Genomic DNA, 12,743 nt, shown 5'->3' with positions numbered 1-12,743 from the left:
TCGCTACTTGCTATCCTACCTAAAAATCCAGTACTCTGACTCTATAGTATAAAGACAAAGTATGGTTTTTATGCCCAATTTTCAAACTACGGATGGCCAAACTCAGGTTATTATTCCTCTACAAATTAAGCCTTTTAGCCATAAAGCAATGCCTACCATAACAGGAAATGCACTTAGCGATGAAGCTGGGACAGTACTGTATGGACTGTATAATATGGAATATCTCCTGCCAGGAGAAGACCGATTACGTTTAATAGCAAATCATAATCAAAAAACCGTACAATTAATGCTATTTACTCATAATCCTGAATTATTAAAGTCGTTACCCGGTGGACGACCCTCATCACTTGTAGCCGATACCATTAGTCGGATTCATCGCTACAGAATTAAATCAGAAAGCTATAAAAAACCACTTACTCATGCGCAACAAGAAAAACTTCGCCTAGCCAATGAATGCATTAGTTCGCTTATGCCTCTTTTAAAACAAGAAAGACATTTAGATAGCCAAGATCATGCGGGACATGAAGAGTTAAGAAGAGAGGTCATTTTTATCATTGAGCATTGTAGAGATGGCAACCGAATGTTAGCTAACGATCCTTTAGTTTCGGAGGGCTCATTAGGTTATTTACTCTACGATGCACGTCAAGCCGCACAACATTACCAATTTAATCGTGTTTATGCTATTTCACGACAAGATCAACTGGATTTCACTAAAATAAAGAATAGACCTCTTCGAAAACTCGCTGAAGAGGATGAAGAGCAAGAAGCGACAAAACCATTCGCCACCTCAATAGAGTTTCCGATGAGGTCTAGCCAAGAACCACCTTGTTTTATCTGGGATAGTGAAATCCATATTGGCCATGCAAGTGATGATCTTGATGATGCCTTAAGGGTAATTTGTCATCACTATAATCTGGTGCCAGCATCTAATTTAAATGATATTCCAGCCAGTAGATTAGCAAAAGTAGAGGCGTTTTTTCGCAAATTATGGCGTGATGGCCAAGACTGGATAGAATACCTATCGTTTAGTACCAAGCCTGAACACAAAACAGAAGTATCTTATCGCTCTCATGGTATATCCATTACTAAAATAACTCCTTATTACAAGTTGCAAGGACTGGCACAAAAGGGCTATGACAGTTTAGATCAACTTATTTGCAACCTGACTGGAAATACTTTAGAACCCAAAAGTGCAAAGACACTTAAAGAAGCACAACATATATTAGGTCAATTACCTAATGACCATTGGATAATACTAGCAGAAACACAACAAATTCTCTTACGACAGCAAGATAAACTAATAACAATTAATTATTTCATTAAAGAAAACAAATTTTACCCTCTTCCTAGCGGCCAAGACTTGTATGTATTGAGCCAAGTCAGCAAGAAGCATCTTTATTGGCCTGAACGTCTAAGCTTAAAAATGAATGCTTTTATTTCACGTATTCCAAGCTTTTTCAATAACTTCTTTAAACGCTTAAGTCATTTTATAGTTCATGATTTGCATGAAGAGTTTTTTACTCATGTCCATGCAACTCACACTCAAAATACGCAAGATCATGATACTAACCCGCACATAAAGACACAAAAAGAAATGAGACACTCGTTACACGAAGCCCTGGAAAACAATGGATTATTAAACAATGGACAAACGCTTGAAGAATTTATTAAAGAACAAATTAATAGTAGCCCCTATGTGATTGCCAAAGCAAATCATCCACCGAGTCCTCCTGCTTATGAGAACCCTTTACATCGGTTTTTAGGAGTCATTCGCCATTTAGCCTCTTTTTTTATAGATACCGGCGAGCGTGACCCTATAGTAGGCACTCTGGCTATGGCCGCCTATGTTTACGGGGCTGGAGCCATTATTGCTCCTGATAAATTAGCTGAAATTTTAACAAAACTGCATTTAAGTGGACTAATTGCAGGAATTGAGCCCACGCAAAAACTAGCACACTGGATGAGTCATGGCACAAGAGCAGAAGCTATTTCTGCCTCTGCGACTTACTGGCAAGCTTCTGTTGCTAGTGGCAATCTGGACAAGTTTTTTGTTAATGCAATAAATATTCTCAAAGAGGATCCCGCTGAAGTAGCAATTATTGCAGCACTAGCGCTGAGCCTTGGATATGGTATTACTAAAGCAGTACCTTCATTGCAACAAGAAATAGGCGATTTTCCTTATACCACTTATGCGGCTCTAGGAGGAAAAGGTGGGGCGGCTCTATATGATACTATCATGCACCCTGGAGAGGATTGGCTATTAGGAACATGTAAATGGTTTTTTAAGAACATTATCAATATAGCTAAATTAGTGATCGCTCCCTTTGTTGAAGGCTATTATTACGGCTACGAAGATGGTTTTATACGTGGCTGGGCGAAAAGTTTCTTATTAGCCAAACAACTAGGAAAACAACTCTTTGCCGCCAGTATGGATTTAGCACTTGCTGTGCTCACCATTCCCCTACTGGAACTCAGCGCACTTCTAATTCATACGCCTTTTCGAGGAATTACTAACTTTTTCCGCAAATTATTATCTACTCTTGGTAATATTAAGTCGTTGGGACAGCTCTTTATTAGTTTTGCAGAAAGGCCCTCTCTAAATAACTATCTTGCAGATTTTAGGTTATCCCTAATATACGGCTTTACTTCACCATTTGGATATTTTTCTGATAATGTATTTTTAAATGCGGCAATGAACAGTATCCGTCTCGTTTTCATACCGCCGCTACAATTAATCAAAAATATTATCATCCTACCATTACTTGATTTACTCTCACTGACTTTTCGCCTTAGTCTATCCATTATCAATCCAGCAAGCCGCGTTATTGCCTATTTGCTAGGAAGCGCTCTCTATGCTGGGGGGGATCTTTGGGATAATTCAATAGGTATTTTATTTTCTTCTAGTGCTACGGGTCTTACTCTAGTTTGTGACTGGCTGGATAATTTGGCAGGAGAAGTAAAACAGCATCTATTGTCCTTTATAGAGATTATTCGTGGGCAATTATACTACTGGGCATTTCATCAAGAAGATGCACAGGTGCATTCCACAGAAGATAAACTAGAGTATTTCACCAAGGAACCAAGACGTTTTGAATTAATCCCTCATTCTGAAAGCCACTGTTTATTGCATCAATTACTCGATGAAGAAAACAATAGCTTTTCTGAAAACATTGACACACCACCTCCTGTGACTCATTACGAAAAGCTTTTCAAAGAAGCAGCACCAGTACTTCGGATGGAAACAAATCAAGAAACCTATACGATGCAAATGTAAAAAGGTATTTCACGTAATAGCTAGCAAAGTGCTCTTACCGTATGTCAAAAATCCTGCTCTAAATTACTTCAATAGACCTCTTCGGAAACTTTACTGATAGGTCTAATACATTCGCCATAAGCTATTTTGTGAGATATTATAAAAATAACAACACAAGAAATGAAGAAAGGATGGTAAAATAATAAAAATCATGCCAACTGATGCTTAATTGATCAATATTGTGTATAATTATGTTAACTGCGGCTAAAAGGATCATATTTATGGCTAATAAAGAATCATCTACTGAATTGACTTCGTTAAGAAAATCTGCTGTTTCATTATCTGATAATGCTCAAAAAATAGCCGATCCTAAAAAAGCTCAACATGAAAAAGAAATGAAAACAAAATCCCCATTAGATAAATGGGCCGATTTGATATACAAAAACATTGACAAAGAAGTTAAAGCAGAAAAATCGGCGACTCCCAAAGACCTCCCATCTACTAAAGGGGAGCTATCTTCAACCCCCAAGGAACAGTCACCAACAATTACCCTCAGCCGTTTTGGTATAAAAAGCCCCAAAGATGTAGCGATTTTTCTGCGCTCACCAGCAGGAGACAGTCTCATATCTGAAATAGGTATGAAAATGGCTGAAGAAAGATCTCTTGAGGAGTATCATCAACTGGAACTGCGCGAACAACAGATGTTAATGAAGCGAATGCAAGCGGCATTTTTCCATTGGTATCTTGAGAAAAAAGCACATGCACACGACAAGCAAAAAGAAATTGTTCTAGAACAAAATAAAAAAGCGATAAAAGACAGTGCAAAAACCTCAACGCCACCTGCAGCTGCAACAAAAGCATCAAATGTGGCTCAAAGAGCAGGACTAATGCAATCTATCAATGATTACGAACAAGCACTACAAAACAACAAAGAGAAAGAAAAGGCACTAATAAAAGAACGAGAAGGCCTGGATGAAAAGTTAGATAAATTAAATGCTGAAGGTGAGCTAATTACCTTCAAATATAATGTATACGACGCGCAATTAGCTGATTTTGAGTCTGTGTTAGGAGAGTTTGAGAAATTAATAGACACAGATCCTAAGGCAGCGCATGCTCATATTCAGCCACATTTAGATAATATTAGAAACAAAATGGATGAGTACCTTCTCCACGTAGAAGATTTAATAAAAGATAATCAGGACGAAGAAGCATCCATACTGATGAAGATGCATACCGCATTAGGCTTAAAGATAGCAAGCCATCATGATATGGTTGCAGTCAAAAATAAAGATAAATATTATGTGGGTGCCGATGGAAAGGAAGTAGATTCATTTAAAGAAGCTCATTATGTTCTTAATACACATAAAAATACTAACGATGAGGCGTTAAAAGCAATAGCTCCTGAGTTGAGGCGAGAAAGAATTCATAAAGATGAAAATAAGAATTATTATCTCTTAAAACCAGGACAAACCTGGGATTCAATTAAAGATAATATTGCTGAGAAAGCTGAAGCGCATAAAAGATTTAAACACCGAGAGCCAGAGCTAATGATAGTGAAGAATCTGGTTCACCATAATAAAAAATTAGAAACTGAAGTTCACAAAGAGCAAGTGGAAGATGTTCAAGGACAAATTAAAACGAATGAAAAAGAAAAGCAGTTAGCCAATAATCAAAAAAACATAATTGAATCTTCGCTAGCGCGCGACAAACAAATGCTGCAACAACTTGATAGTACCGATGCAAATACCCTTAACACAACATCGCCAACACTAACGCCTAGACCTACCGTTACAGGAGGCCCCTCGGCTCCTCAACCAAGTAAAGCGTCCGCAGCACATGTTTATAAAGAAAAAATAGATCTTGTTAAGCAGATGTCTAAAGTGACACCGGAGCAATTGTTAAACCTTGCAGATCAAGCCCCTGGTGTTCAAAGAGTACCGGCTCGAAATTTCTTAATGTCTGAAATAGAGAGAAGAAATTTACCACGTACTGCGCCTATACCTTACCAAACCATGCAGTTTTTACTTAAAAACTTAGAGCGATTTGGTGTGGATGCAACAAAACCATCAGTAACTAATATCAAAAACCCAACAGAAATTCGTAAGGAAACAGAGCAGGTTCAAGAAGCACGAACAGCTCCTACCCCCTTTTCGATCAAACCCCCCGGGTTTTAATGCTATTGCTCTACATATAGCATAAAAAGATTAGAAACCTGGGTAAAGCCCAGGTTTTTTTCTTTAGACTCTTACCCGAAATCTCATTAAAACTTATCTCTGAACATCTCCTGCATAGGTTCCATCACACACAGAATGTCGATATGAATGCTCGAAATAAGCTCCTTACACAGGAAACAACGGCCCGATAATTGCTTGCCCGACATAATGAGCTAGAAAACAATCTGGAGCCCCTCTAATGGCTTTATGTAAGTGAGAGACGTTTTCCCCCACTTATCTTACACAGGACAAAGATCCTACTAAAAAATTTAGATATTTTGTCGAACAATTAGTTGTCCGAGCTACAATGATAGCAGTAACAAAGTTACAATTAACCTGCAGATTAAAATGGGATCTTACCCTGCTTTTAGCGCCAAGATACTTGCGATTTTAAGGTAACTCTTCTAACATTGAAGATCATTGCGGCAATCACGGAATTACACCATGATCATAGATAAGTTTTTAGGCAATCAATCAGTAATTGTATCACTTGATGTTGATAACTTCTTGTTTCAACGGCTAGAGCAAGTGATCGATGCCGGTTTTTCATTGATTGAAATCAATTCTACCGAGCAAAAACTATTGTCTAAAATCATGAATCAGTACCCTTCTATTAAGATAGGTGCAGGAAGCATTATAGATACTCAACAATTAGAAAATTGTTATAAAGCAGGAGTTCATTTCGCCGCAAGCCCAGGATTTCTCCCAGAAATAGCCCAAACAGCTAATGTTTACTCCATGAATTATATACCTGGGGTTGCTACTATATCTGAAGCTATGGCTGCTATGAGCCTTGGATACCAACAGGTACGCCCTTTCCCAGCTCATCTGGCCTTTTGTACAGTACTGAATAAGTGTTTTCCTAATTTAAGTTTATTTCCCGCTGAAATTGAATGGGAAGAAGCGGAGCATTTTCTTAATTTACCAGCTGTTGCAGCGGTTAGCATTCATAATCCTGATAAGAAACAGCTCGCTGCCTTATCGTCAGGGATGTTGGTTTAAACAATTAGTATGTGCTCAGCCGCTGGTCGGATTGGAGCACGGATTGTGAGAAAACCTTTCTAGGCAAGCACCGCATAGATCCGTATCGACTTTGGATCTTTACGAATTGCCGATGAAAATCGACGTCCATCAATCGTTCAACACCCCATGGATACCGGCTTTCGCCGGTAATTCGTCTAAAATAGGCCTAGGTCCAAACTCGCTGTGCTGAGGAACGTGCGAAGAGGAGCGGAAGCGGAAGTAGCACAAAAGTCACATGAGGATTTGAGCATGGATTGTGAGAAAACTTTTCTAAGCAAGCACCGCATAGATCCGTATCGACTTTGGATCTTTACGAATTGCCGATGAAAATCGACGTCCATCAATCGTTCAACATCCTATGGATACCGGCTTTCGCCGGTAATTCGTCTAAAATAGGCCTAGGTCCAAACTCGCTGTGCTGAGGAACGTGCGAAGAGGAGCGGAAACGAAAGTAGCACAAAAGTCACATGAGGATTTGAGCACGGATTGTGAGAAAACTTTTCTAAGCAAGCACCGCATAGATCCGTATCGACTTTGGATCTTTACGAATTGCCGATGAAAATCGACGTCCATCAATCGTTCAACACCCTATGGATACCGGCTTTCGCCGGTAATTCGTCTAAAATAGGCCTAGGTCCAAACTCGCTGTACTGAGGAACGTGCGAAGAGGAGCGGAAGCGGAAGTAGCACAAAAGTCACATGAGGATTTGAGCAGCAAGTAGGTTGGGTCATGACCCAACCTACTTGCTAAGTTGATGCCATTAACTCCCTTCTGACTTCTCTTCTGGTTCAAGAGGAACAATTAACCACATGAAAAGATAAACAAAAAGCGCAGAGCCTCCGGCAAGAAAGAAAAGCACAAAAATTAAACGTATCCAGACTGGATCTACTTTAAAATAATTGGCTAAACCACCACAAATTCCCGCGATTTTGCGTTCTTTTCTAGCACGCCATAATTTTCTGTATGGTATGTTTGAATTTTCCATCGGTACTCCATCGATACTTAACTACTATGGGCCAAATCTACAAGCATGAAAAATCATTCTCTCTTAAGCAATAAATCTAAAACCAAAAATGCAGCGCCGACACAAATAGCGCTATCTGCAAGATTAAAAGTGGCAAAATGATGGTTTTTATAATAAACATCAACAAAGTCAACTACATATCCATCAAATCCTCTATCAATCAAATTGCCAACAGCCCCTCCCAAAATAAGACTGATGCCCGCAGATTGGAGTCGATCTTGATTAGGAGTACGATATAACCAAATTATTAATATAATACTGACAATCAGACTAAATCCGGCAAAAAACCAGCGGTGCCAATCACCAGCACCACTTAAAAAACTAAACGCAGCCCCAGTATTATAAGCCAGGGTAATATTTAACATAGGAATCACAGGCATTGGTTTATAAGGTGTTAATGCAATCGCAACCCAGTATTTGCTTACTTGATCAACAATTACTATGAGTAAGCTAAATAAAAACCAATACCCTTTCTTCATATAAAATGCCTCTCTTCGTCCTGTCCACTAATATTGCCAACACAACGTAAACATAACTCTGGATGCTCCTTATTCTGTCCAACATCTGAACGTCTATGCCAACAACGAGCGCACTTCTCGAAAGTACTTGCTGCTACGGCAATAGATACCCCATATTCAGTTGCAGTCAATTCTTTAGGAGCAAGATTCATAGGATGAACAACAGCACCAGAAGTCATCAATAAAAAGCGCAACTCCTCTCCCAAGCGAGTCAATTTCGGTAGTGCCTTAGAATCTGCATACAAAGTTACTTCTGCTGCTAAGGCTGAACCAATGACACCTTTTTGTCTTGTTTCCTCTAAAGCTTTATTCACTTCATCACGGATTAAATGTAACTCATCCCAATTGCCCATATCCACTGCATCGACTAATGGCCACTCCTCATACCAATGCTCAATAAAGATAGACTCGCCTTTATTTCCTGGTATTGATTGCCATATTTCTTCTGCAGTAAACGACAATATAGGGGCTAACCATAGAGTAAATGCCCGAACTATATGATACATAGCCGTTTGACAAGAGCGTCTGGCTTTGCTTTGTTTCGCTGTAGTGTATTGCCTGTCTTTAACCAGATCCAGATAAAAACTCCCCATATCTACAGCACAGAAATTATGAATTTTTTGATAGATCACATGGAACTGATATTGTTCATAAGCAGCGATAATTTCATTTTGCAGCATCTGACAACGTTTTAGGGCCCATCTATCCAATTCCAACATATCATTTACTGAAACGCTATCACGCTCAGGCTCAAAATCAAATAAGTTAGCTAATAAAAAGCGGGCTGTATTACGAATTCTTCTGTAAGCATCTGCATTCCGTTTAATGATTTCTTCAGAAATGCTGACCTCGTGGCGATAATCAGTAGAAGCCACCCATAACCTTAATATATCTGCCCCATGTTGTGCGATTAATTTATCCAAGGCAACATAGTTACCTTTAGATTTAGAAAGTTTTTTACCTTCAGCATCTACAGTATAACCATGAGTCAATACCGTTTTATAAGGCGCAACCCCATACATGGCTACTGATGTAGTTAAAGAAGAGTTGAACCATCCTCTATGTTGATCCGAACCTTCAAAATAAACATCAGCAGGGAATTCTAAATCTTTATTATGTTTCAACACGCAATAATGCGTAACCCCTGAATCAAGCCAAACATCCATAGTATCGGTAATTTTGTCATATACCGCGGCGTCTTCGCCTATCAATTCAGCAGCATCTAGCTCAAACCAAGCATCTATCCCTGATTGTTCAATAATTAAAGCGACTTTTTCTATAATTTCTAAAGTGTTTGGATGAAGCTCTCTAGTCGTATTATGGACAAACAAAGGCATAGGGGTGCCCCAAGCCCTCTGTCTTGAAATACACCAATCAGGTCTACTCTCAACCATCCCACCAATCCGTGCTTTACCCCAGTCAGGAACCCAATTCACCTTATCAATCTCAGATAAAATGGCTTGCCTTAAGTTATTTTTCTCCATGGAAATAAACCACTGTGGTGTAGCAAGAAATATCATGGGAGACTTATGTCGCCAGCAATGAGGATAACTATGTCTAATAGTTTCTTTCGCTAACAATGCCCCACCTTCTGCTAAAACCTCCATAACCGGCTCATTAGCTTTCAAAACAGAAAGACCAGCAAACAACGGTACATCATCAGCAAAACAACCATTAGCTTTAACCGGATTGATTAACGGCAAGTTATACGATTTCCCTACCATATAGTCATCTGGTCCGTGTGCAGGAGCAGTATGAACATTTCCTGTTCCTGAATCAGTAGTTACATGCTCACCAAGAACTACAGGGACTTGACGCTTATAAAATGGATGTTTTAATTTTAAATGTTCAAAAACTTTTCCTTGCGCTTTAGCGCACGACTTATAATTACTTATTCCGTAGCGCTCCATAGCTGATTCTACTAAATCAGTGGCCAATATAAGATAACCATTGCCAGCATCAATTAAAGAATATTCGATTTCAGGATGCAAACATACGGCTTCATTAGCAGGTAAAGTCCAGGGAGTTGTGGTCCAGATAGGAAGAGCTAAAGGCTTAACCTCTACATCTATTTTAAAACGCTTGATAAACTCTTCTGGCTCTGCCGCTACAAAAGCAACATCGATAGAAGGTGAGGTTTTTTCCTCATAATCTACTTCTGCCTCAGCTAATGCAGAACCACAGTCTATACACCAATGTACGGGTTTAAATCCCTGCTGTAAGTGACCATTTTTAATCATTAGACCTAAAGCACGAACTATATTAGCTTCATACTTAAAATCCATAGTGACATAAGGATTAAACCAATCACCTAGAATACCAAGACGCTGAAACTCTTCTCTTTGGATATCAATTTGACTCGCAGCATACTCCCGACATTTAACCCGGAACTCTCTTGCTGATACTTTAGCTCCCGCCTTACCAATCTTTTTTTCTACATTAAGTTCTATAGGCAAACCATGACAATCCCAACCTGGGACAAAAGGAGCATCGTAACCGCTAAAAGATTTAGATTTAATAATGATATCTTTAAGGATTTTATTTAACGCATGCCCACAATGTAAGTGTCCATTAGCGTATGGAGGACCGTCATGCAATATAAATTTTTTACTTCCAGCTCTGGCCCTGCGTATCTGTTCATAGACTCCTTTTGCCTGCCAGTTAGCAAGCATTTCTGGTTCACGCATTGCTAAACTTGCTTTCATTGGAAAGGAAGTATTAGGAAGATTTAAAGTATCTTTATATTCAGCCATAGGTGTTTACCTGCAAATCGTTAAGTCTTGACGGGCTCATAAAACCCCAATAGTAAAGTGTACTACACTTCTGGGTTTAAAAATGCTTTTGCCGCCACAATATCATTATGAATCTGAGTAATCAAAGCATCCACTGATGTGAATTTAACCTCATCACGCAATTTGTGCAAGAAAAACACTTGCAACAACTCGCCATAAATTGAATCATCAAAATCAAACAAATGGATTTCTAAAATATTTTTAGTGCCATCTACAGTAGGGCGTTTACCTATATTTGCTACTCCTTGAACTACATTGGCTCCTCTATGTACTTCAACTACAAAAACGCCCTGAAGAGGTAATGATATACGATGAAGACTAAGGTTTGCTGTAGGAATACCCCATTGCCTACCTCGACCATCCCCTCTTATTACACGACCGCATATACTATAAAGTCGGCCTAAAAATTCAGCTGCCAATTCTATATTCCCCTGTTGTAGGGATGTCCTAATTTTTGTGGAACTTACTCTTTCCTCTTTAATACAATAATCTTGGTAAGTTTGTACTTCACATCCATGTTTCATTCCAAAATTCTGTAATAAGGCGACATCCCCTTCCCGATTTTTCCCAAATTGAAAATCTCTGCCAACAAGAAGATACTTCACCTTCATTACAGAAAATAAGTATCTTTGAACAAAATCAGAGGCTGTCGTTTGAGCAAAAGCTTTATCAAATTTAATGCAATAAACATAGTCAATGCGACATTGTTTTAGTATGTCTAATTTTTCTCTTAGACTGGAAAGTCTTGCAGGAGCCCGCTCTTTTTGAAAATACTCTCTAGGTTGTGGTTCAAACAAAATCAATACACAAGGTAAATTCATTTGATTTGCTTTATCTTTTAAAGATCTTATAAGCCGTTGATGTCCTAAATGAACACCATCAAAGTTACCAATAGTAGCTACCACACCTTTATCAAACTCAGCAAAATGCTGCACACCGCGTAACAATTTCATTCAGTAATTCGATTATTGATATCAAAGACATAGAGTATACTGGTTTTCTTGCTTCTTGAGAAATAGGGACTTAATAAAGGAGGAGTCGTTAATTTAACTTTTAATGTTGGACTATTCAGACATTCTGCAGCTTTTGTGTTAATTAACTAGACTATTACTCTTATTACAATCTTAGCTGCATTAGCTGCAATTCAAAAAGAAATGGAAGCAATTGGAAGCAAAATTAACAGAAAATCCTGAAAAAGTTGTTGTATTAAGTGAATAAGCGCATGACTCAGTAATGAAATTCATATCAAGCGGTAAAGACGAACAGCTAAGGTAATGATTTTATAAGTGCTATAATCAATCTTTAGCTCGCAGTAAGAGGATATATAAAAAGACGTCTTATATCCTGTCCCTCACATCGTCATCCTTTACTAAGCTCAAGATGACGATGGGAAAAAAGAATTATGATACAATTAATAACTACTGATGAACCACTTTAGGTCGAACAATTAACACATCACATTCAGCATGGTGCAAAATCGAGTTTGCAGTAGAACCTAATAATAAGGCAATACCATGTTTTCCATGACTACCAGTCACTATTAAATCAATTTTATGCTCTTGGGCTACTCTTAATATTTCATTTTTAGTAGAGCCAAACTCAATAAATCGATGTTTCTCATCCACACCTAATTTCTCAGCTAAATCATTTAATTCTTTTTCCGCTTGTTCGCGAATAGATAATTCAACTTCAGCAAAACCAGCAAATCCTGGATAAGCATAGGCAGGAATCGGCTCAACAACATGAACCAATATTAAATCGGCACCATTTTCATCGGCTATTTTCTTTGCCTTATGAGCCGCAGAAATTCCAACTTCATCAAAATCAGTGGCAAATAACACCCGCTTATACATCATTTTCCCCTTATTATTCTTCCCTAAGTTAAGATTAGCAGATTTAAGTTTAATTTCCCAGAAACT

At 38.5% G+C, this 12,743-nt stretch carries 8 protein-coding genes; 3 read left to right on the top strand and 5 right to left on the bottom strand.

From position 1 onward, the window contains the following. Positions 1 to 70 precede the first annotated feature (70 nt). The 3 genes from LFA_RS04535 to LFA_RS04525 all read left to right on the top strand — a co-directional run bounded on the left by LFA_RS04535 (position 71) and on the right by LFA_RS04525 (position 6,468). Positions 71 to 3,274 carry a hypothetical protein gene (locus LFA_RS04535; protein ID WP_045097422.1) on the top strand — a complete coding sequence of 1,068 codons (3,204 nt, stop codon included), beginning with the start codon at positions 71 to 73 and terminating at the stop codon, positions 3,272 to 3,274. A gap of 260 nt (positions 3,275 to 3,534) precedes the next feature. Beyond that, entirely contained in the window at positions 3,535 to 5,427 is a 1,893-nt protein-coding gene (locus LFA_RS04530) for a hypothetical protein (RefSeq protein WP_045095117.1), read from the top strand. A gap of 483 nt (positions 5,428 to 5,910) precedes the next feature. Then, the gene (locus LFA_RS04525; protein ID WP_045095116.1) at positions 5,911 to 6,468 is read left to right on the top strand and encodes a bifunctional 4-hydroxy-2-oxoglutarate aldolase/2-dehydro-3-deoxy-phosphogluconate aldolase; all 558 of its coding nucleotides are present in this window, start codon (positions 5,911 to 5,913) and stop codon (positions 6,466 to 6,468) included. Positions 6,469 to 7,250: 782 nt separating this feature from the next. On the opposite strand, the gene LFA_RS04520 is transcribed toward LFA_RS04525, so the two are convergent. The 5 genes from LFA_RS04520 to LFA_RS04500 form a co-directional block, all read right to left on the bottom strand. After that, positions 7,251 to 7,475: a PspC domain-containing protein gene (locus LFA_RS04520; RefSeq protein WP_045095115.1), complete on the bottom strand. Its 225-nt coding sequence runs from the start codon at positions 7,473 to 7,475 to the stop codon at positions 7,251 to 7,253. A gap of 53 nt (positions 7,476 to 7,528) precedes the next feature. Next, positions 7,529 to 7,993 (bottom strand): signal peptidase II, encoded by a 465-nt coding sequence (gene lspA / locus LFA_RS04515; RefSeq protein ID WP_045095114.1) that lies wholly within the window; start codon positions 7,991 to 7,993, stop codon positions 7,529 to 7,531. Continuing rightward, on the bottom strand, positions 7,990 to 10,785 hold the full coding sequence (gene ileS, locus LFA_RS04510) for an isoleucine--tRNA ligase (RefSeq protein ID WP_045095113.1): 2,796 nt from the start codon (positions 10,783 to 10,785) through the stop codon (positions 7,990 to 7,992). The genes lspA and ileS overlap by 4 nt, the downstream gene beginning before the upstream one ends. 62 nt (positions 10,786 to 10,847) lie before the next feature. After that, positions 10,848 to 11,777, bottom strand: a complete 930-nt coding sequence (ribF, locus tag LFA_RS04505) for a bifunctional riboflavin kinase/FAD synthetase (protein WP_045095112.1) — start codon at positions 11,775 to 11,777, stop codon at positions 10,848 to 10,850. 465 nt (positions 11,778 to 12,242) lie between these two features. After that, a complete protein-coding gene (locus LFA_RS04500; protein WP_045095111.1) occupies positions 12,243 to 12,677 on the bottom strand; it encodes a universal stress protein in 435 nt (144 codons plus the stop codon). Positions 12,678 to 12,743: the final 66 nt, after the last annotated feature.

This window comes from Legionella fallonii LLAP-10, assembly GCF_000953135.1.
GTDB lineage: Bacteria > Pseudomonadota > Gammaproteobacteria > Legionellales > Legionellaceae > Legionella > Legionella fallonii.
This window is presented reverse-complemented; position numbering and strand designations above follow the sequence as displayed.